We start from the raw sequence: 20675 nt of genomic DNA on the forward strand, positions 1-20675 counted from the left end.
GATCTGCATTCAGCACTCCCCTTGGGCGGCGCCACAGGGGATGTTCAGGCGTGCAAGGCGATAGAGCAGCGTGCGACGTGCGACCCCCAGTTCATGGGCGGTACGGGTCCGATTACCACGGTTTTTGTGCAGGCAATCGATCAGGAACACCCGTTCAACTCGCTCCAGGCGCTGGCGCAACGTTGCATCAGCCGTCGTAGCCTCAACCGGCGCGAGAGCCAGATGTACCGGCAAGATCACGCTGTCGTCACAGAGCAATACCGCACGCTCCACCAGGCATTTAAGTTCGCGGACATTGCCTGGGAACGCGTGGCTCGACAGTTGATCCAGGGCTGCGCTGGACCACTCCACCGCAGTACGGCCCAGTGCGGTACTGGCGCTTTGCGCGAAATGCCGCGCCAACAGCAACACGTCGCCCTCCCGCTCACGCAAGGCCGGAAGCTCGATAGGGAATTGCGCCAACCGGTAATACAGGTCCTGGCGAAAACTGCCTTCGGCCACCATCGCCGCAAGGTCACGGTGGGTCGCCGCGATAATGCGCACATCGACCTTATGCGCAGCGCTGGCGCCCAACGGACGGATTTCTCCTTCCTGCAAAACCCGCAGCAGCTTGGCCTGCAGCGACAGCGGCATATCGCCGATTTCATCAAGGAGCAACGTGCCTCCGTCCGCCGTATCGAATAGCCCGGCGTGGTTGCGTTCAGCGCCGGTGAAGGCGCCTTTGCGGTAGCCGAACAACTCACTTTCCAGCAGGCCTTCGGGAAAGGCGGCACAGTTCTGCACCACAAAGGTTTTGTTTTTGCGCGGCCCGGCGCCATGGATGGCCCGCGCCACCAGCTCCTTGCCGGTGCCGGTCTCGCCCCGCAGGAGCACGGTGTAGGACGTGTTCAGTACCTTGCCGATCAAGCGGCAGGTTTCATCCATGGCCGCACTCTTGCCGATCAGCCCGTACACGGTACGCGGTATCGGCATGCAAGCCTGGGCGCCGCCGGACGCTGGGCGCATACGCCGCAACAAGGCAAGCTGGCTCAAGGCGAAGCTGCCCAACTGGCCCAACGAAGAGGCATATTCCTGCAAGGCCACCGGCTGCTGGCTGGCGCACAGCAACACGCCGGCAACGGTGTTGCGCCGACCGAACAACGGTACGCAGCACAACGACCGCCAGGGCATTGCCAATGCCGGCAGGAATCCACTTTGGTACACGCTACCAGGCAGATCTTCCAGGCTCAGTGGACGGCACTGGCTGAGGACATAGTCCAACAACTGCTCTTGCTGGAAGTCAGGTCCGCAAGCCTGATTACACGGGGACAGTGTTCCAGGCAAATGCTGGGCAATCAGGTCGAGTCGACCCGTCGCCTCGTCGCGCCGATACAACTGGCTGAGTTCACATTGACTCAGTTGCGCAGCCGCCGCGACACACAGGTCCGGCAAGGTGGTCTCGTCACTGTCGATCCCGATCCGGGTCATCCAGGCCAGCAACGCTTCGGCGTAGGCCAGGGGCTGGGGTAATTGGGCAAACACACTGTTCACCATCAGTTGAACTCACATATCGGCTGTCCATCACCGTCGAGGCGCGCATGAACCACAGACAAAGATTGGTCAGTCGTCATCGCGTCCAGCAGCCGATCCACCATCTGTGGCAACAGGTGAATCTCGATCCATTGGTCGATGTGCCGCGCGCCGCTGTCGCCATGGGTACAACGCTCGGCCATATGAGCAACCAGTTCGGCTGCATAGCTGAATGCCAGCTTGCGCGACTGCAATCTTCGCCCCAACTGGTCGAGCTTGAGCCTTGCCAGGTCATGCAACACATCACCCGCAACCGGGTAATAAGGCACGACGCGCATCCGGGCGAGCAGTGCCGGCTTGAAATAGTCGCGCAGCACGGGGCGGATTGCGTCCTGCAGCACCTGAGGGTCAGGCCTGCGGCCATCGGCGCATAAGTCGGCAATGCACTCGCTGGCCAGGTTGGAAGTCATCAGGATCAGCGTGTTGCGAAAATCGATTTCCCGTCCTTCGCCATCGTTGGCCAGCCCCTTGTCGAAGATCTGATAGAACAGATTCAACACCTCCGGGTCGGCCTTTTCGACTTCGTCGAGGAGCACTACCGAATAAGGTCGTTGGCGCACAGCCTCGGTCAACACGCCGCCCTCGCCGTACCCGATATAACCGGGTGGTGCGCCAATCAGCCGTGACAAGGCGTGCTTTTCCTGAAACTCCGACATGTTGAGCGTGGTGACAAAACGCTCGCCGCCATACAGCAAATCCCCCAGAGCCAAGGCGGTTTCGGTCTTGCCCACACCACTGGGGCCCACCAGCAGAAACACGCCGACCGGGGCATCGGCCTTGTTCAGCCCTGCTGCCACCGCACGCAGGTTGCGATCCAGCGCCTGTACAGCAGGTTCCTGGCCGAGAATGCGCGAACGCAGCGCATCGGCAAAACCGAGGACCGCCGCACTGTGTTCAAGGGACAGTTGTTCAACCGGAATACCCGTCCAGGCGCTGACGACCTGCGCCACCATTCGCGGGCACACACGCACCGGCTCCGCCTGTGTTCGCTGTTCATGCCAGCGCTGTTCCAACGGCTGACGCTCGCTCTCGATAGCCGCCAATCGAAGGCTCAATGCGTGCATGGCCTGCTCATCCACGGGGAGCCCGGCGTTCCTGTCTCGACTCAGCGCCTCGCGCTGGCGCGAGCCTTCAGCCTGCTGGGTACTCAGGCGCTCCAATGCCTCGGGCGCTGTTACCTGGCTGATTCGCGCGCGTGCACAGGCGGTATCCAGCACATCCACGGCCTTGTCGGGCAGTTGCCGACCGGCGAGGTAGCGGGCACTCATCTGCGCCGCTGCAACGACAGCATCGTCACGGATGTACACGCCGTGACTGGCCTCATACGCCGGAACCAGCCCGCGCAGGATCGAGATCGCCTGCTCCACACTGGGCTCGCCAACCAGCACCGGTTGGAAGCGTCGTGCCAGCGCCGGATCCTTCTCGAAATACTTCTTGTATTCCGACCACGTGGTGGCCGCGATGGTCCGCAACTCGCCCCGCGCCAGCGCCGGTTTGAGCAGGTTGGCCGCGTCGCCGGCACCCGCCTGCGCACCCGCCCCCACCAGGGTATGTGCCTCGTCGATAAACAGAATCACCGGCTTCGCAGAGGCGTTGACTTCATCGATCACGCCCTTGAGGCGCCGTTCGAATTCACCTTTGATACTGGCACCTGCCTGCAACAGGCCCATGTCCAGGGTCAGCATCCGCACATCCTTGAGCGGGTCAGGCACCTGTGAGCTGGCAATGCGCAAGGCGAGGCCTTCGACAACGGCAGTCTTGCCCACACCCGCCTCACCCACAAGGATCGGGTTGTTCTTGCGCCGGCGCATAAGGATGTCGATCAACTGGCGGATCTCACCATCGCGACACAACACCGGATCGATATGCCCTTCTCCTGCCTGGCGCGTCAGGTCATGGGTAAAACGTTCCAGCAGTGACTCGCCGCTTGTCGCCGGCCTGACCTCAGGTACCTGGCTCAACGCAAAATCGCGTACGCGCTGCGCGTCCAAGCGACTCAACAACGCCTGATAGCCACTGCCTGCATGCTGCAGCGGGTGGCGCAACAGCGCCAGTAACAAGGCGCCATGGTCCACTTCGGTCTGGCGCAGTTCCAAATGCGCAACCAGCAACGCCTGTTGCAGCCATTGCACAAGCGCCAGGGCAAACACCGGATTACGCGACGCGCTCGTCTCGCCTTTGGGTTGCAGGGCCGCTTCCAGCTCGCCGACTTCAACCCCGGCATCCGCCAATGCCCTTTCCAGAAGCCCACCGCTATGCTCCAGCAGGGCCAGCAGCAAGTCTTCTACCAGGACCTCCCGTCCGCCCCGGGTAACGCAACGCTCGGCCGAGCGTTCCAGGTCTCGACGAACCTCGGGGGCCAGCGTCCGGATAAGTTGTTGCAGGTCTACATTCATCATAATCATCAGTCCCTATTGAGCATTGCTGGCCACAATGACCACACCGTCAGCACACTCATGTGCCAGCCAACTGGTCCAACCCAGCCGACAGACGTTGTGTTCGCCGAGGTGCAGTGGCCTGATCTCGTCCCTGGCCAACACCAGGCGCAGGTCGTATTCGAGTGGGTCTCGTGCGGTCAATCGCACCAACGAGCACAGTTGGGGATACTCCGTACCGTTAGGTAAAAACCCATGGAAACGCCGCCAGTCCAGGCCCTGTACATGCACCCTGAACTTGCTGCTGCGGTCGGCGACGTGGCACCCCAATACCTGGTCCAGCCCCAGCAAACTGTTGGCGCCACCCAGCCGGTTTTGCTGCGCGTGAGCAATGCCAACCGTGCGCTCAACCCACTGCTCGATGTACACGCAGCTGTGCTTGAAGTAGTAACGCAGGACTGTCTCGATCAGCGCCGCAGAATGGGCCCGCAGGCTCAGCAGCCCCAGGTAAGGCAGCAACCGCTTGCAGTCCAACTGCGTCGCATCACGAATGTGCCTGCTCCCCAACCCCACCAGGGCAAACATCTGCTCCGAAAAGGCGTCGTTGGCTCCCGCCTGAAACCGCGCTCGATAGCGGTATTTACGCCAGATCGGCAGCATCAGTCGTTGCAGGCGGTGATGAAAAAGGTCCAGAAAATCTCGGGTAGTTGTGCCGCCCACCCCTTCGGCAAATGCCTGCTCGCCATAGAACGCAGGCAGTGGAGAGCCCGCACCACATAACCCCAGCACGTTCAGGCGAAGACGCGCGTGCAATTGATCGTGCTCAACAAAAAACTCCAGCCGATCAATATCGTGACCGGGAAAACCAAGACCTGGGTTGGCCTGAAACTCCAACCTGTCATACAGCGCGTTGTCATCCAGCAACGGATGGGCATCGCGCAGGCGTTTGATCACCTGCAAAATCGCCTGATACAGCGAATACTCCCGAATGACACGGGACAGTTCGGTCAAAGCAGGGGCTGCTGGCCCATCCTGGGTGGCCATAGGTACACATCTCCTTGTGTGCTGATGACGCGTAGTTCATGAAAGGCATTGAGGCTGGCGTAAAGCGCGAAGAACTCGTTGAGCACCGACGCAAACACAAATACTTCGCCCGGCCCCAGGAAACCGTGTGGATCAACCGTCAGGTCGATCCGCAATCCTCGATAGGGCATCCCACGGTGCAAGCGGTCGACGGCGGTATGGCTGATGGACTGCAATGCACCCAACCTGATCTGGCTGACCTTACGTGCTTGTCGATCGTGATAACGCGGCAGGTCATAGGTTTCGAGGATCACCTTCAGGGCCTTGATATCGCTCAGTGACAGATAGTTGAGTGACATGTTGCTGATCAGGCGCCAGAGAAAGTCCTGGTCCAGGGGCGGCGCGTAACTCGCCGTCGGCACGCTGATATTGCGAAACGACAACCCCTCCGGTGTCTGCTCGCAGGGCTGGTTGATCTCTCCGGCCTGCAGTTGCCGAGGCAGGTTGTGGTTGGTGCAGGTCAGCTCGATCGACAGTGTTTCCTGTGCATGCCCGTGGCCGTTGCCCAGGCCCAGCCAGGTATCAAGTCCCGCGTGCTGCGTCGACTCGCGTTGGCGAATGCTGTAGCTGTTGGGCGCTGCCGATGCATCCGTATCACCGTCATGCTCGAAGGATTCAAACGGTACGTAAGCCGCATACCCCAAGCCACCAGGGCGCCAGCCCGTCACCTTGTCTACGGAAAACACACTGGCGTTAGCGCGCGAATACTCGCCGGGAATCAGCAGGTATTCGTCCTGCTTGCCCTCAAGACGAATGGGCACCGCATCATGCTGGAACAGGTTGACGATGGGCGTGCAGTACAGCTTCACGTTGTCCAGCGTAGGGCACTGCGTAGCCTGGCTCTGGGTATGTAATCCGAAGCACAGCTTCACTCCGCGGATTTGCTTGAGTACTTCCTGGGGCAACTGCTGCAGCACACCCAGCCCTTGCACATCGACGAACAGGTATTTTTCCGGAAAAGCGAAATACTCCTGCAGATGACGGTATCCACGGAAGGTGTTCTGCGGATAGGGAATCAGCGCATGCAGTTCGCAGAACCCCACCGGCTTCACCTGATCGGCGCCAACTCGCAGGCACACAGCCTGGCCGTCCGCCCCCTTGATCGCCAGACCATCGCAGCCGAATGGCTGCAACTCGATCCCGTCAACGTGGCGCAACAGACTCAGGTACAACCCCTGACTGACATAACGGTCTCCCGCCAGATGCAGGCGCACTTCATCGAACGACCACTCACTGAAATTGCCCTCGGCACTCATCTCCAGACGCAGGCTCAACAGCGCCCGTTCGCCTTGGGGGCTGTAATCCAGTGCACTCAGTTGCAGTGGCAGGACCCGGGTGGCGTAGCAGGTCCGAAAACGGCAGCGCTCGCCGTTGATCGCCGAGCTTTCCACGGGGGTGTCCCGTGGGACCATCAGCCCCGGCCCAACCTGCTTCAACGGATCAAACTGCAAGATGCTGAACGCCGGTGTCGGCCGCATGTAATTGGGCCACAGCAGATGCATCAAAGAGTGAGTCAGTTCAGGTAACTCGTCATCCAGCTTCTGGCGCAGGCGACCCGTGAGAAAGGCAAAGCCTTCCAGCAAACGCTCCACATCGGGATCCTGACCGGCCTCGCCGAGAAACGGGGCAAGCGCAGGATTACGTTCAGAGAAGCGCCGGCCCAGCTGACGCAATGCACTGAGTTCACTTTGGTAATACTGGTTAAAGGACATCAGGCAAGACCTCAACCTGCCCGGCATCACGCAGGTGCGCGGTGAACGCCACAGGCCGCGTCTCACCGGCTATGCATAACGTGGCGTCGATGGCGAATGCCAAGGCCAGAGGGTCATGACCACGGGGCAGTGCCCTCACGCGTACCTGCTTCAAGCGTGGCTCGTAGGCCCGAATAAATCGCTCGATCAACGTGCGCGACTGGCTCAACGACTCATGCAGGCTCCGGTTCATATCATTGAGGTCGGGCATGCCGTAATCCGGTAGTGTCTGTACGCTGCCGGCACGGATGCTGAGCATTTTCCCCAAGTGAGCCGCAACGGATGTCACACCGCTTGCCGGGTCGGCAGCAGGCTGTTCAAGTCGCTCGAAAAGGCTTCTGTTGCGGGTCATCCCTTGGCCCCTGCTCATTCTTTATCGAGTTTGCCAACCAGGGACAGCGTGAAGTCAGCCCCCATGTATTTGAAGTGCGGTCGCACACTCAGGTTGACGCGGTACCAACCCGGCTCGCCCTCGACGTCACTGACCACGATGCGCGCGGCGCGTAATGGACGTCGCCCACGCACTTCTGCGCTGGGGTTTTCCTGGTCGGCAACGTATTGGCGAATCCACTTGTTGAGCTCCAGCTCCAGATCGGTACGCTCCTTCCACGAACCCAGTTGCTCCCGTTGCAGGACCTTGAGGTAATGGGCCAGACGGTTGACCACCATCATGTAGGGCAGCTGCGTGCCCAGGCGGTAATTCAGTTCGGCTTCCTTGCCCTCGGCACTGATGCCGAAACTCTTGGGCATCTGCACGGAGCTGGCGGAGAAGAACGCGGCATTGTCACTGCCCTTGCGCATCGTCAAGGCAATGAAGCCTTCCTGCGCCAGTTCGTATTCACGACGGTCGGACACCAGTACTTCGGTGGGGATCTTGGTTTCGATCTCGCCCATGCTGTGAAAGTGATGCAAGGGCAGGTCTTCCACTGCGCCACCGCTTTGCGGGCCGATGATGTTCGGGCACCAGCGGAACCGCGCAAAGCTGTCGGTCAGGCGTGTGGCAAAGGCGTAGGCGGTATTGCCCCATAGGTAGTGCTCATGACTGTTCACCACGTTTTCCCGATACGCAAACGTCTTGACCGGGCACTCCAGGGGATCGTAGGGCGTGCGCAGCAGGAAACGCGGCACGGTCAGCCCGATATAGCGTGCATCTTCGCTCTGGCGCAAGCTCTGCCATTTGGCAAACTGCGGGCCTTCGAAGTGATCCTTGAGATCCTTCAGGTCAGGCAGGCCGGTAAAGCTTTCCAAGCCGAAGAAGCCCGGCCCGGCGGACGCGATAAAAGGCGCATGTGCCATGCAGGCCACGCTGGAGGCGTATTGCATCAGCTTCACATCGGGGGCGCTGGGAGACAGGAAATAGTTGGCGATAATTGCGCCCACAGGCTGGCCGCCGAACTGACCGTACTCAGCGCTGTAGATATGTTTGTAGAGCCCGGACTGGGTCACTTCAGGCGAGTCCTCGAAGTCCTCCAGCAGGTCCTGGCGCGAAACGTTCAGCAGTTCGATCTTGATGTTTTCTCGGAAGTTGGTGCGGTCGACCAACAACTGAAGGCCCCTCCAGGATGACTCCAGGGCCTGGAACTGCGGATGGTGAAGAATTTCATCCATTTGCTGGCTGAGCTTCTCGTCGATTTCAGCAATCATCCGGTCGACCAGGCGTTTCTTGACCGGTTCACCGCTGTTGTGCGGCTTGATCAGCTCTTCGATAAATGCCGAGACGCCCCGTTTGGCAATGGCGTAAGCCTCGTCGTCAGCACTCAGCAACGTTTGAGCAATGATGTGATCGAGAATGCTGGACTCGTCAGCGGCGTGTGCGGGCAACGTTTTTTGCAGTGTGGTCATGGTGTCAGTGTCCTTTTACTGAAAATGCTCAGACGGTGTGGTCGCTCAACCCCAGCTCAGCCAGTACCCGCGCGCGGGCCCCGTCATCGGCCAGCGCCTGCTCAATGGCCTTGCGAAAGCTCGGTGTGTTGCCAAGTGGCCCCTTGAGCGCCATCAGCGCCTCACGCAGCGCCATGAGTGTGTGCAGCTCGGGAATCTGCTCCACCAGGCTCGCCGGGTTGAAATCCTTCATCGAATTGATGCGCACCTGAACCGCCAGCTCTTCGACGTCGGGGTCCGCCTGGAGGCGATTGGGCACATTCAGGGTCAGGCTCAGCGCCTGCTTGGCCAGCACCTCGTCAAGGGTGTTCTTATCGATGGCGATGGGCTTGCGATCTTCAAGCTTTCGCGCGTCCTCACGCTGGGTGAAGTCCCCCAGCACCAACAGTTTCAATGGAAGTTCGACCTCTTCCTGCGCACCACCGATAGCGGGTTTGAACGTGATATTGATGCGTTCCTTGGGTGCTACCGAACCTTCTTTGGCCACGGTATTTCTCCTTTCATGGATGGCTCGAAAGCCTATTCAAGTACCGCTTCGAGATCGAAGAGGCACAGCCTGCGATGGGTGTCTTCCTTGCGCTCGCGCACGGCGTGGTCTTGGGGCATCAGGTCGCAACAGCGGTACAAAAGTCGGGTTACCTGAAGGGCCAGCTCCGGCTCCCAGCGCTCCAGGCCCGTGCGCTGGAGTTCGAGATCCAGGTGTTCCAGCTGAATCTTCGCCAGCTCATGCTTGCCCGCCTGTGCGCACACGCGGGCTTGAGCCAGACGCCAATGAAATCGGGCGCGGTCTCCGCGGGCGGCATGCAAGCCCTGCTTGAGTTCCTGTACCGCTGCCTTGAGCCCGTCCTTGCGCAACCGGGGCGCCACGTTCTGCAAGGCGAGCTCCCATGGCTCAGCATCAACCACCACGGCGGGGGCCTCCGGCGATTGCAGATGAGGGGAAACGTGCAGGGCAATCCAGTCGCGGGTCATGGCGTCGGCAAAGGGCGCGCCATCGAAAAAGCGAAACTCCGGCAGATCGGGCAAGCGTTGCAGCAACAGGGCAAAGCTCACTTCCAGCTCGGTCATGGCCAGGCCGGCCTGCTGGGCTTCAAGGCATTGCCAGAGCATGCGCAGGCCGTCGAACCAGAACATCGCGCTTGAGAAACTGGCCTCAAGTTCAAGGATCAAGTCAGCATGATGGCCTTGGGCAAAACGCTCGTGATACCGCTTGAGTTTGTCGGGCGCAGGGCCGCGCAGCGCCGTGACCCGCTCACTGTCGGCGTCCGGATAGCTGACGAGAGCCAGCCATGCGAGTGTCCGATTCAGGCGCAAGGCACGCAGGTCGGTGGCGCTCTGGCGTAACCACCAGGCACACAATGGACGGGCCTGTTCCTGTAAAGCACGCAGACATTTATGCGCGTCTTTTTCGTTGTTTACCGTCGGCTCGGCCTCAAGCCGTTCAGTCGCAGCCTGTTTGACCTGGGCGATCACACTGCCCGCCCCCGCGGCAGGCGTTTGGCCTTGCGCGGCGCGAGCCAACAGCTGGTCCCATTGCCTGCGAATCGGCAGCAGCAACGGCGCGTCATCCGTCAGATGCTCGGCCCACAGCTCATCAAGGCGCGCCAACTGCTCAAGTAAAGCTCGGAATACAGGTTGCTGGTCCTGAAGCGAAAGGTTTTGCGTCGCCAGCGTTTCAAGGCGCAAGACCAACCAGCCGAACGCAGCGCCACGGGTACGCAGTTTTTTTGGATACACCGCCGACCAGTGATGCTCACACAGCTGGCGCAGCAAACCGAGACCTGCCAGGAGCCCGGCAAAGGACTCGCGCTGGTGCAACGCCCAGGTCAACCAGACGGCCACCCGCAGATCCTTGGAGTGCTCGCGCAACAGGGACTCGCTGGTCTCGAGGATCTTCTGCCAATCCGGTTGGCCGGCACCATGTATGGACTGCCCCTTTCCCAGTTCGGCTTCCAGAGCTTCGTATTCAGCCGAAAAGCGCATATCGCTGCCCGCAAAACTTGTTGGAGAACAGGGTAATTGGGCAAGTTCACGGTAATAAGCGCAGCGCTTTTCTGAATAGTCCATTTGAAACCGTATGCGACTGATCGATACATTATCGACAGACCAAGCGAACTAAGCAGCCGCATCAGAATGCCATCCGAACTTCGTAATGCCGCCACGAAGTTCAAAAACATTAGCCATGCAAATCCCATTCATCAAGCATCGGAAGCAAACTTAAGAAACATCCTACACCCCAATGAAAACAGGGCCTGCGCAGATTTTTGCGCAGTAAAAACGCGATAAACCGCCCAAGCCACTCAGGAGACTAATTACCCGGCACAGGGAGACATGAGCAACCAAATGCGCACTTATGCGCAAATACATTCCTATAAAACCGCTAAAACTCGCACACAACTCGTCACATCTAGCCAGCTGCGATCGCAGCCCCTTGTTTTTATTAGTCTGCGCACTTTCCGGCACAGTTCTTGTTATAGGCATTTGACCAGTCGGCGCAGTTGCCGGTTGGAATTACTTTTTAATCAGGCAAGGAAACCAGTCATGCCAACACCCGCGTATCTCTCTATCACCGGTGTAAAACAAGGTTTGATCACGGCAGGCACATTTACCCAGGACTCGGTAGGGAATATTTTTCAGGAAGGCCATGAGGACCAGATTCTGGTGCAGGCGTTTTCCCATCAGGTAATCATTCCCCGCGACCCACAGTCGGGTCAGCCAACGGGCCAGCGGGTGCACAAGCCGCTGATGGTCAGCAAGGTCTTCGATAAGTCGTCGCCACTGCTGTTCAGCGCATTGACCAGCGGTGAAGAGGTCAAGTGCCGGCTGGAATGGTTTCGCACGTCCTCGGCCGGCACCCAGGAACACTACTTCACCATTGAGCTGGAGGGCGCCACCCTTGTAGACATCCAGTCGCGCATGCCCAACTGCCAAGACCCGGACAATGCCCACTTCACACATCTGGAGGACGTGTACTTCACCTATCGCAAGATCGTGTGGACCCACGAAGTGTCCGGCACGTCGGGGTCGGATGACTGGCGCAGCCCGGTAGCCGGTTAACTCGGGCTCGCGCAGAAACGGCCGCCACGGACGGCGCCGTTTCTGCGCGCCGGTCAAACCATCGCCAGCGGGTGCTTGCGCTTGGGAGCGCCGAATACACGGTCGATGGCGTCGAGGTCATGCTCGTCGAGCAGCAGGTTGGCGGCGGCGGCGTTCAGTCGCACGTGCTCCGGCGAAACGGCCTTGGGGATGGCGATCACACCCTCTTGGCGCAACACCCAGGCCAGGGCGACCTGGGCCGGTGTGGCCTCATGACGATGGGCGATCTGCTTGAGGGTCGCACTGGACAACAGCCCACCGCCCTGAGCTATTGGGCAGTACGCCATCAACGGCAGGTGATGTTGCTGCCACCAGGGCAAGAGATCGAATTCGATGCCGCGCTCTTCGATGTTGTAGAGCACCTGGTTGGTTGCGCAGGCAGGGGACGCAAGCTCTTGCAGGTCTGCCACGTCGAAATTGGAGACGCCCCAACGGCCGATCTTGCCGGCTTCGCGCAGGCGCTCAAACGCTTCAACGGTTTCTTCAAGCGGGTATTGGCCACGCCAGTGCAGCAGGTAAAGATCGATGTAGTCAGTACCCAGCCGCTGGAGGCTGGCTTCGCAGGCACGCGGCACGCCCTTGTGGCTGGCATTGTGCGGGTACACCTTGCTCACGAGGAACACCTGGTCACGTTTGCCGCGAATGGCTTCGCCGACCACCGTCTCGGCGCCGCCCTCGCCATACATTTCAGCGGTGTCGATCAGGGTCATGCCCTCGTCGATTCCCAGTTGCAACGCCGCGACTTCAGCGCGGTGCTGGTCCGGGTTTTCGCCCATGCGCCAGGTTCCCTGGCCGATGACAGGGACGGGAACACCCGCCAGATCAATGGTACGCATGACAACCTCCTGATGAGTTCGCGGATAAACAGTGTGGCATTGGTCGGACAAAAGGGTTCAATCGCAGTATGGTTGCCCTTTGCCAAGTCGCGAGGAAAGACCCGCAATGCTGTTTGTCGTGATGCTCGGGGGCAAGCACCCCAGGGCGAAAATCGAAGTGCACGATGTGGTGTTCGCTGCTGCGGATACGCTGGAGGCCACTTATCCGCAATTGCGCGACGGTTGGTTCGGCAGCCCCAAGGGCGTGCATATCGACTCGTGGATGGCCGTGGATGGCGTCGACGGCTGGAAGGTCGAACTCAGCCATCTGGCACCCCAGGCGGACGCGCATCACCTGTACTTCATCAACCTGGGCGGTTATGAAGCGAACACCTTTGGCGAGGCCCACCATTACCTGCTGGTGGTCGCCCGCAACAAACAGCAAGCCATGGGCATGGGCAAGCAGCAGATGCGCGGACATTGGTCCCAGGCCCATACCGATGGTGTGCTGGATATCGACGACTGCCTGCCCATCGACCTGGTGGATGGGCGCTACCTGCACCTTGTCCAGGCGCCGCACCGGGCAATCCTGCAGCGCAACGACTATATCGTGCTGCCCTGAACCCAACCGATCAAATACCGGGAACTTTGCCAGGAAATAACCGCCTGAATCCGGTAGGCTCACCCTTTTTACTCAAGGAGTTACTCCCCATGGCCAAAGCCACCGCCCGTCACATCCTCGTTTCCACTGAAGACAAGTGCAACGAACTCAAGGCCCAAATTGAAGGCGGCGCCGATTTCGCAGAAATCGCCAAAGCCAACTCCAGCTGCCCATCCAGCCGTCAAGGCGGCGACCTGGGTTCGTTCGGTCCAGGCCAAATGGTTAAAGAATTCGACACCGTGGTATTCAGCGCCCCGGTCAACACCGTGCAAGGCCCGGTGAAAACCCAGTTCGGTTATCACCTGCTGGAAGTCACCAGCCGCCAGGACTGATCCAGTCCGCGCTGATGCGATAAACAACGGCCCGCCTTTTGGTGGGCCGTTGTGCATGTGATGACTGGCGACGCTGATGCCGTTAGCGTACAAATCCCTATTCCTGTTCTTCCGGCGCTCAAGACTGATAATGCGATTGGCCTTTTCGACTCTATTTCGCTCCACCCTCGCCCTGCTGCTGGCCAGCACCGCCGTGATCGCGGCGCCGCAACCGTCGCTGACGGTGTACGGCGAACCGGCCAAGTACCCTGCCGGCTTTACCCATTTCGACTACGCCAACCCCAACGCGCCCAAGGGCGGCAGCCTGCGGCGCTCGGCCATTGAAATCGGGCGCTTCGACCACGTGTTGCCATACATCGACAAAGGCATCGGCGTGTCACAGGTTGATGGCTGGCTTTACGCGCCCCTCGCCCTGCGTTCACTGGACGAGCCCTATACGGTCTACGGGCTGGTCGCAGAAAAGATGGAACGCGCCGAAGACGGCCTGTCCCTGCGCTTCTACCTCAATCCCAAGGCGCGCTTTGCCGATGGCAAACCCATCACCGCCGAAGACGTACGCTATAGCTTCGATTTGTTGATGACCCAGGGCAGCCTGCGCTTTCGCACGCTGTTCGCCGACGTCAAACACGTCGAAGTGGAAGGCGAGCGCCAGGTACGCTTCGACTTTTCCAGCAATGAAAACCGCACCTTGCCCCTGGATATCGCCACCCTGCCGGTGTTTCCCGAGCACTGGTGGAAGACTCGCGACTTTGCCAACGGCGGTGGCTACGAAGCCCCGTTGGGCAGCGGCCCGTACAAGGTCAGCAAAATCGACTCCGGCAATACCATCACCTTTACCCGCGACCCGAACTGGTGGGGCAAGGATTTGCCCGTCAGCCGTGGCCTGTACAACTTCGATCACTTGAGCCTGGAGTACTTCGGCGACACCGAAGTGGCCCGCCAAGTGCTGCGTGGCGGCGCGTACGACTTCAATCGCGAGTTTTCCGCGACCGGCTACTCCATCGGCTACAACGGTCCCGCGCTGGATGACGGCCGTCTGCAACGCGCCCACCTGGCCAAGGACATGCCGCAACCGGCCCAAGGCTATGTGTTCAACGTGCAGAAGCCGATCTTCAAGGACCGCCGTGTGCGCCAGGCCCTGGCGATGCTGTGGGATTTCGAATGGGCCAACCGCCAGATGATGCGCTCTTTATATATTCGTCAGCAGAGCTTCTTCTCCAACAGCCCCTTGGCGGCGACTCAACTGCCCACCCCGGAAGAACTGGCGATTCTCGAACCGCTGCGCGGGCAGATCCCCGATGAGGTGTTTACCCAGGTGTTCAAGGCTCCGGTCACCGACGGCAGCGGCATGATCCGCGACAAGCAGCTGCAAGCCCTGGCCCTGCTGGAAGAAGCCGGCTGGAAACCCGACGGTGACAAGCTGGTAAACGCCGAAGGCGAACCGCTGGAGTTCACCTTCCTCAATGCCCAAGCCGGTCTGGAGCGTCTGTTGCTGCCGTATAAGCGCAACCTGGCGCAGATTGGCATCACCCTGAATATCCGTCGCATCGACTCATCGCAGTACGTGAACCGGCTGATGTCGCGCGATTACGACATGATCGTCACCGGGTTCCCCGTCACTACCTCCCCGGGCATGGAGCTGTACAACTACTTTGGTTCCAGCGCCGCTTTCGACTCCGGCGCGAACAACTACATGGTGCTCAAGGACCCTGCAGTCGACGCCTTGATCAAGGGCCTGGTCAAAGCCGACACCCAGGCGCAGATGCTCACCTACGCCCATGCCCTGGACCGCGTGCTGCAATGGAATTACCTGTGGATCCCCAATTACTACCCGCCCGGCACGTCCGCTGCGTGGTGGAACCGTTTCGGGCGCCCGGCCATCGAGGCCAGGAACGACGAAGCCCTGGAAACCTGGTGGGAAATCAGCCCCACGCCACTGACCAATGAACAGATGAACGCCGAACTGAAAAAACGCGGAGGAGCGCGCTGATGTTTGCCTATATCGTGCGGCGCCTGCTGTTGATCATCCCGACGCTGGTGATCATCCTGCTGGTGAATTTCGTGATCGTGCAGGCCGCGCCCGGCGGCCCGGTGGAACAGGCCATCGCCCATTTGCAGGGGATTGGCGGCGGTGGCGTCGGCGGCTCATCCGGCGAAGGCATCAGCAGCGGCTCGCGGTCCAGCCGGGGCCTTGACCCGAAGCTGATCGAGGACATCAAAAAACAGTACGGCTTCGACAAGTCCGCACCGGAACGCCTGTGGCTGATGCTCAAGAGCTATGCCCAGCTGGACTTCGGCAATAGCTTCTTTCGCGGCTCGACGGTGATCGACCTGATTCTGGAAAAGATGCCGGTGACGATCTCGCTGGGCCTCTGGGCCACGCTGATCACCTACCTGGTATCGATCCCCCTGGGGATTCGCAAGGCGGTGCGCCATGGCAGCAGTTTTGATGTGTGGAGCAGCACCGCCATCGTGATCGGCTATGCCATGCCGGCGTTTCTGTTTGCGATGTTCCTGATCGTGGTGTTCGCTGGCGGCACCTCACTGAACTGGTTCCCGGTGCGCGGCCTGGTCTCGGAAAACTTCGAAGAACTGAGCACTGTGGGCAAGATTGCCGATTACTTCTGGCACCTGGTGTTGCCGGTGACGTCGTTGGTGATCGGCGGCTTTGCCACCCTGACCATTCTCACCAAAAATTCGTTCCTTAATGAAATCACCCGCCAATACGTGGTGACTGCACGGGCCAAAGGCTTGAGCGAGCGACGCGTGCTGTACGGCCATGTGTTCCGCAATGCCATGTTGCTGGTGATCTCGGGGATTCCCCAGGCGTTTATCAGCGTGTTTTTCGCCGGTTCGTTGCTGATCGAGGTGATTTTCTCCCTGGATGGGCTCGGTCGCATGAGCTACGAAGCGGCCGTTTCAAGGGATTACCCGGTGGTGTTCGGCTCGCTGTTTATCTTCACCCTGTTCGGCCTGCTGATAAAACTCATCGGTGACCTCTGCTACACCCTGGTGGACCCGCGTATCGACTTCGCCGCGAGGAACGCCTGATGCTCAATCTGCCGCCTGTCGCTCGCCGACGCTTCGAGCGTTTCAAGAAAAACCGCCGTGGCTGGTGGTCGCTGTGGCTGTTTATCGGCCTGTTTATCCTGACCCTCGGCGGTGAGCTGATCGCCAACGACAAGCCCCTGGCGCTCAGCTACAAGAACGAGCTGTATTTCCCGGTGTTCAAGCGCTACACCGAACAGCAGTTCGGCGGCCAGTTGCCGTTCCAGGCCGACTACCGCAGTGACTACGTGCAAAAGCTGATCAAGCAGGACGGCGGCTGGATGCTGTTCCCGCCGATTCCGTTCGGCGATGACACACCCAACTACGAACTGACCCGCCCTGCCCCAAGCCCACCGTCGGCGGTGAACTGGCTGGGCACCGACGACCAGTCCCGCGATGTACTGGCGCGGGTGATCTTCGGTGCGCGGGTGTCGATCCTGTTCGCCCTGGCGCTCACGGCCATCAGCGCGGCCATCGGCATTGCCGCCGGGGCCTTGCAGGGTTACTACGGCGGCTGGGTGGATTTGATCGGCCAGCGCGTGCTTGAGGTGTGGTCCGGTTTGCCGGTGCTGTACCTGCTGATCATCCTGTCGGGCTTTGTCGAACCGAATTTCTGGTGGCTGCTGGGGATCATGGCGTTGTTTTCCTGGCTGGCCCTGGTGGATGTGGTGCGCGCCGAGTTCCTGCGCGGGCGCAACCTGGAGTACGTCAAGGCCGCACGGGCGCTGGGCCTGGGCGATGGCAAGATCATCCGCCGGCATATCCTGCCCAACGCGATGACGGCCACCTTGAGCTACCTGCCGTTTATTTTGACCGGGGCAATTTCCACCTTGAGCGCCCTGGACTTCCTCGGCTTCGGCATGCCGGCGGGCAGCGCGTCGCTGGGCGAACTGATCGCCCAGGGCAAGCAGAACCTGCAGGCACCGTGGCTGGGCCTGACGGCGTTTTTCACCTTGGCGCTGATCCTGTCGCTGCTGGTCTTTATCGGCGAGGCGTTGCGTGACGCCTTCGACCCACGTTCATGAGTGAGTCCCTAATGAACCTGATCGAAATCCGCGACCTCAGCGTCGCCTTCAGCGGCCAGACGGTCGTCAGCAAGCTCTGCCTGGACGTGCGCCCCGGCGAATGCCTGGCGCTGGTGGGTGAGTCGGGCTCGGGCAAGTCGGTGACGGCCCATTCGATCCTGCAGCTGCTCCCAGAGGCCGGCACCGAAACCACGGGCTCCATTCAGTATCGCGGCCAGGAACTGATCGGCGCATCGGCGGCAACCTTGCAGAAGCTGCGCGGCAACCGCATCGCGATGATCTTCCAGGAGCCGATGACCTCCCTCAACCCGCTCCACAGCATCGAAAAGCAGATCGGCGAAACCCTGCTGCTGCACAAGGGCCTGGGCGGCAAGGCGGCGCAGGCGCGTATCCTCGAACTGCTCGAACTGGTGGGCATCCAGAAACCCCTGGAGCGCCTCAAGGCGTATCCGCACCAACTGTCCGGCGGCCAGCGTCAACGGGTGATGATCGCCATGGCCCTGGCGTGTGAGCCGGAGCTGCTGATTGCCGACGAACCCACCACCGCCCTGGACGTGACCGTACAACGCAAGATCCTGCTGCTGCTCAAGTCGTTGCAACAGCGCCTGGGCATGTCGCTGCTGCTGATCAGCCACGACCTCAACCTGGTGCGCAGCATTGCCCAGCGCGTATGTGTGATGCGCGCTGGGGAGATTGTCGAGCAGGCAGACTGCGAGACCTTGTTCACCACACCGAAACATCCCTACAGCCGCCTGTTGCTGGACGCCGAGCCGTCCGGCGATGTGCTGTGCAGCGATCCACGCGAGACGGTGCTGGAAGTCGACGACCTGAGCGTACAGTTTCCCCTCGGCGGTGGGCTGTTTCGGCGCAAAACCTACCTGCGCGCCGTGGACGGCATCAGCCTCAGCGTGCAGCGCGGCAAGACCCTGGGGATCGTCGGCGAGTCGGGCTCGGGCAAGTCCACCCTGGGCCAGGCGATCCTGCGCCTGCTGGATTCCAGCGGCAGCATCCGCTTCCAGGGTGAAGCCCTCGACCCGCTGAACCACCAGCAAATGCGCCCATGGCGCAAACAGATGCAGGTGGTGTTCCAGGATCCGTACGCAGCCTCAGCCCGCGCATGTCGGTGCAGCAGATCATCAGCGAAGGCCTGGAAGTCCATGCGCCGTGCAGCCTCGCCGACCGCGACGCGCAGGTGATCCAGGTGCTCAAGGACGTGGGCCTCGACCCCGCCAGCCGCCATCGTTACCCCCATGAGTTTTCCGGTGGCCAGCGCCAACGCATCGCCATCGCCCGCGCCCTGGTGCTCAAGCCGGCCCTGATGCTGCTGGACGAACCCACCTCGGCGCTGGACCGCACGGTGCAGAAGCAAGTGGTGGCGCTGCTGCGCGAACTGCAGGACAAATACGGCCTGACCTACCTGTTTATCAGCCACGACCTGGCCGTGGTGCGCGCCATGGCCCACGACATGATCGTGATCAAGGACGGCAAGGTGGTGGAGCATGGTGCCAGCCATGATGTGTTCGAGTCGCCGCAACATCCGTACACCAAGGAGTTACTGGCGGCGGCGTGCGGACTGTCGACATGAGCACCAGCCTCAAGGACTACCAACAGGTTCGCGGCCTGGCGATCCAGTCGCTGTTCGAGATCATCGAGCAGTCCAGCGAAGGCACGGTGATTGTCGACCGCGACGCCAACATCGTGTGGATGAACGAGCGCTACGCCAAGCGCTTCGGCCTCAAGCGTGCGGACGAAGCCATCGGCCAGCCTTGCGAACAGGTGATTGCCAACAGCCTGCTGCGCCAGGTCGTGCGCAACGACCAGCCGATCCTGCTGGACATCCAGGACACGCCCAAAGGCCCGTTGGTGGTGATGCGCCTGCCGATCCACAACGACGCCGGCGCGGTGATCGGCGCGATTGGCTTTGCGCTGTTTGATGAGCTGCGCAACCTCTCGCCGCTGATCGAACGCTACCTGAGCATGCAGCAGGAGTTGGCCTCTACCCGCTCGTTGCTGCGCTCACGCCAGAGCAAGTACAACTTCGCGCACTTTATCGGCACCAGCGCCGCCAGCCTCGAAGTCAAGCGGCGTGCCCGGCGCAGTGCGAGTGCCGAGTCGCCGGTGTTGCTGCTCGGCGAAACCGGCACCGGCAAGGAGTTGCTGGCCCAGGCCATCCACGGTGCCTCGCCACGGGCGCACAAGGCGTTTGTGAGCATCAACAGTGCGGCGATTCCCCATGACCTGCTGGAAGCCGAATTCTTCGGCACCGCGCCGGGTGCCTTTACGGGCGCCGATCGCAAGGGCCGTCCCGGCAAATTCCAGATTGCCCAGGGCGGCACGCTGTTCCTCGATGAAATCGGCGATATGCCGCTGCCGCTGCAAAGCAAATTGCTGCGGGTGTTGCAGGAAAAGGAATTCGAACCGGTTGGCTCCAATGAAATGCTGCACAGCGATGTGCGGGTGATTGCCGCCACGTCCATGGACCTGGAAGCGGCGATAAAACGCGGTGAGTTTCGCGCCGATTTGTATTACCGGCTGAATGTGCTGCCGATCCAGGTGCCGCCCCTGCGTGATCGGCTGGAGGATATTCCGGCGTTGAGCGAGGCGATCCTTGAAGAACTGCGCAGCCAGCACGAACTGGACCGCGACGCCTTGGCACTGCTGGCACAACACGCGTGGCCGGGGAATATCCGTGAACTGCGCAATGTGCTGGAACGAGCTGCGTTATTGAGCGATGACCTGGTGTTGAATGCCGAAGAGATTCGAGCGGCGATTGGCACGTTCAGCCCTGTGGAGCGCGGCGCTGTTGCGACGGTTGAAGGTGAGACGTTCGCGGCGGCGCGGGAGCGGTTCGATCGGCAGGTGATTGGGGCAGCGCTCAAGGCCTGTGATGGGAATGTGGTGGAGGCAGCCCGGCGGTTGGGGCTCGGCAGGTCGACGCTGTATAAAAAAATGGTTGCCCTGGGCATCGCCTGATCTCAAAAAGGAGACAACATTCTCCCTATCAAGACAATCACTGTGGAGGGCTTGCCCCGATGGCAG

General features: G+C 60.7%; 16 protein-coding genes and 1 pseudogene. 8 read left to right on the top strand and 9 right to left on the bottom strand.

Annotation, left to right across the window (positions count from 1 at the left end):
• Positions 1 to 9 precede the first annotated feature (9 nt).
• From IQK56_RS03365 to tssA, 8 genes are read right to left on the bottom strand one after another with little or no spacing between them, the layout of a single operon-like run.
• Positions 10 to 1533, bottom strand: coding sequence for a sigma-54 interaction domain-containing protein (locus tag IQK56_RS03365; RefSeq protein WP_193863720.1), 1524 nt, complete (start codon positions 1531 to 1533; stop codon positions 10 to 12).
• Entirely contained in the window at positions 1533 to 3968 is a 2436-nt protein-coding gene (locus IQK56_RS03370) for an AAA family ATPase (protein WP_193863721.1), read from the bottom strand. Before IQK56_RS03370 ends, IQK56_RS03365 begins: the two co-directional genes overlap by 1 nt.
• 12 nt (positions 3969 to 3980) lie before the next feature.
• The gene (tssG, locus tag IQK56_RS03375; protein WP_193863722.1) at positions 3981 to 4988 is read right to left on the bottom strand and encodes a type VI secretion system baseplate subunit TssG; all 1008 of its coding nucleotides are present in this window, start codon (positions 4986 to 4988) and stop codon (positions 3981 to 3983) included.
• A complete protein-coding gene (gene tssF, locus IQK56_RS03380; RefSeq protein ID WP_193863723.1) occupies positions 4952 to 6739 on the bottom strand; it encodes a type VI secretion system baseplate subunit TssF in 1788 nt (595 codons plus the stop codon). Before tssF ends, tssG begins: the two co-directional genes overlap by 37 nt.
• Positions 6729 to 7130 carry a type VI secretion system baseplate subunit TssE gene (tssE, locus tag IQK56_RS03385; protein ID WP_122306161.1) on the bottom strand — a complete coding sequence of 134 codons (402 nt, stop codon included), beginning with the start codon at positions 7128 to 7130 and terminating at the stop codon, positions 6729 to 6731. Before tssE ends, tssF begins: the two co-directional genes overlap by 11 nt.
• 14 nt (positions 7131 to 7144) lie before the next feature.
• Complete coding sequence (gene tssC, locus IQK56_RS03390; RefSeq protein WP_193863724.1) at positions 7145 to 8620, bottom strand: type VI secretion system contractile sheath large subunit; 1476 nt, start codon at positions 8618 to 8620, stop codon at positions 7145 to 7147.
• Positions 8621 to 8648: 28 nt separating this feature from the next.
• The gene (gene tssB, locus IQK56_RS03395; RefSeq protein WP_193901539.1) at positions 8649 to 9146 is read right to left on the bottom strand and encodes a type VI secretion system contractile sheath small subunit; all 498 of its coding nucleotides are present in this window, start codon (positions 9144 to 9146) and stop codon (positions 8649 to 8651) included.
• A 32-nt stretch (positions 9147 to 9178) separates the two neighbouring features.
• Positions 9179 to 10726 (bottom strand): type VI secretion system protein TssA, encoded by a 1548-nt coding sequence (gene tssA / locus IQK56_RS03400; RefSeq protein WP_193863725.1) that lies wholly within the window; start codon positions 10724 to 10726, stop codon positions 9179 to 9181.
• A 474-nt stretch (positions 10727 to 11200) separates the two neighbouring features.
• Between tssA and IQK56_RS03405 the strand changes: the two genes are divergently transcribed.
• Entirely contained in the window at positions 11201 to 11716 is a 516-nt protein-coding gene (locus IQK56_RS03405) for an Hcp family type VI secretion system effector (protein WP_099583207.1), read from the top strand.
• Positions 11717 to 11769: 53 nt separating this feature from the next.
• Here IQK56_RS03405 and IQK56_RS03410 read toward each other — a convergent pair whose 3' ends face one another.
• On the bottom strand, positions 11770 to 12591 hold the full coding sequence (locus IQK56_RS03410; RefSeq protein ID WP_150675723.1) for an aldo/keto reductase: 822 nt from the start codon (positions 12589 to 12591) through the stop codon (positions 11770 to 11772).
• A 106-nt stretch (positions 12592 to 12697) separates the two neighbouring features.
• Between IQK56_RS03410 and IQK56_RS03415 the strand changes: the two genes are divergently transcribed.
• The 7 genes and pseudogenes from IQK56_RS03415 (at position 12698) to IQK56_RS03445 (ending at position 20609) form a co-directional block, all read left to right on the top strand.
• Complete coding sequence (locus IQK56_RS03415) at positions 12698 to 13192, top strand: DUF1543 domain-containing protein (protein WP_099583205.1); 495 nt, start codon at positions 12698 to 12700, stop codon at positions 13190 to 13192.
• An 89-nt stretch (positions 13193 to 13281) separates the two neighbouring features.
• On the top strand, positions 13282 to 13563 hold the full coding sequence (locus IQK56_RS03420; protein WP_005788801.1) for a peptidylprolyl isomerase: 282 nt from the start codon (positions 13282 to 13284) through the stop codon (positions 13561 to 13563).
• Positions 13564 to 13693: 130 nt separating this feature from the next.
• On the top strand, positions 13694 to 15553 hold the full coding sequence (locus IQK56_RS03425; protein ID WP_122306166.1) for an extracellular solute-binding protein: 1860 nt from the start codon (positions 13694 to 13696) through the stop codon (positions 15551 to 15553).
• Positions 15553 to 16614: a microcin C ABC transporter permease YejB gene (locus tag IQK56_RS03430; protein WP_122306167.1), complete on the top strand. Its 1062-nt coding sequence runs from the start codon at positions 15553 to 15555 to the stop codon at positions 16612 to 16614. The genes IQK56_RS03425 and IQK56_RS03430 overlap by 1 nt, the downstream gene beginning before the upstream one ends.
• The gene (locus IQK56_RS03435; protein WP_193863726.1) at positions 16614 to 17636 is read left to right on the top strand and encodes an ABC transporter permease; all 1023 of its coding nucleotides are present in this window, start codon (positions 16614 to 16616) and stop codon (positions 17634 to 17636) included. The genes IQK56_RS03430 and IQK56_RS03435 overlap by 1 nt, the downstream gene beginning before the upstream one ends.
• Before the next feature lie 11 nt (positions 17637 to 17647).
• Positions 17648 to 19221: pseudogene (locus tag IQK56_RS03440) on the top strand (ABC transporter ATP-binding protein).
• Positions 19218 to 20609 (top strand): sigma-54 interaction domain-containing protein, encoded by a 1392-nt coding sequence (locus tag IQK56_RS03445; protein WP_150675719.1) that lies wholly within the window; start codon positions 19218 to 19220, stop codon positions 20607 to 20609. The pseudogene IQK56_RS03440 and the gene IQK56_RS03445 overlap by 4 nt, the downstream one beginning before the upstream one ends.
• Positions 20610 to 20675 lie beyond the last annotated feature (66 nt).

The sequence above is a fragment of the Pseudomonas cyclaminis genome (assembly GCF_015163715.1).
Taxonomy (GTDB): Bacteria; Pseudomonadota; Gammaproteobacteria; order Pseudomonadales; family Pseudomonadaceae; genus Aquipseudomonas; species Aquipseudomonas cyclaminis.

What these genes read in the sequence shown, in the direction of transcription:
- tssA (WP_193863725.1), bottom strand. Translation starts at nt 10,726, where the DNA reads ATGGACTATTCAGAAAAGCGCTGCGCTTATTACCGTGAACTTGCCCAA.
- IQK56_RS03365 (WP_193863720.1), bottom strand. Translation starts at nt 1,533, where the DNA reads ATGGTGAACAGTGTGTTTGCCCAATTACCCCAGCCCCTGGCCTACGCC.
- IQK56_RS03430 (WP_122306167.1), top strand. Translation starts at nt 15,553, where the DNA reads ATGTTTGCCTATATCGTGCGGCGCCTGCTGTTGATCATCCCGACGCTG.
- tssF (WP_193863723.1), bottom strand. Translation starts at nt 6,739, where the DNA reads ATGTCCTTTAACCAGTATTACCAAAGTGAACTCAGTGCATTGCGTCAG.
- IQK56_RS03415 (WP_099583205.1), top strand. Translation starts at nt 12,698, where the DNA reads ATGCTGTTTGTCGTGATGCTCGGGGGCAAGCACCCCAGGGCGAAAATC.
- tssE (WP_122306161.1), bottom strand. Translation starts at nt 7,130, where the DNA reads ATGACCCGCAACAGAAGCCTTTTCGAGCGACTTGAACAGCCTGCTGCC.
- tssC (WP_193863724.1), bottom strand. Translation starts at nt 8,620, where the DNA reads ATGACCACACTGCAAAAAACGTTGCCCGCACACGCCGCTGACGAGTCC.
- IQK56_RS03425 (WP_122306166.1), top strand. Translation starts at nt 13,694, where the DNA reads ATGCGATTGGCCTTTTCGACTCTATTTCGCTCCACCCTCGCCCTGCTG.
- IQK56_RS03445 (WP_150675719.1), top strand. Translation starts at nt 19,218, where the DNA reads ATGAGCACCAGCCTCAAGGACTACCAACAGGTTCGCGGCCTGGCGATC.
- tssG (WP_193863722.1), bottom strand. Translation starts at nt 4,988, where the DNA reads ATGGCCACCCAGGATGGGCCAGCAGCCCCTGCTTTGACCGAACTGTCC.
- IQK56_RS03410 (WP_150675723.1), bottom strand. Translation starts at nt 12,591, where the DNA reads ATGCGTACCATTGATCTGGCGGGTGTTCCCGTCCCTGTCATCGGCCAG.
- IQK56_RS03435 (WP_193863726.1), top strand. Translation starts at nt 16,614, where the DNA reads ATGCTCAATCTGCCGCCTGTCGCTCGCCGACGCTTCGAGCGTTTCAAG.
- IQK56_RS03370 (WP_193863721.1), bottom strand. Translation starts at nt 3,968, where the DNA reads ATGATGAATGTAGACCTGCAACAACTTATCCGGACGCTGGCCCCCGAG.
- IQK56_RS03420 (WP_005788801.1), top strand. Translation starts at nt 13,282, where the DNA reads ATGGCCAAAGCCACCGCCCGTCACATCCTCGTTTCCACTGAAGACAAG.
- IQK56_RS03405 (WP_099583207.1), top strand. Translation starts at nt 11,201, where the DNA reads ATGCCAACACCCGCGTATCTCTCTATCACCGGTGTAAAACAAGGTTTG.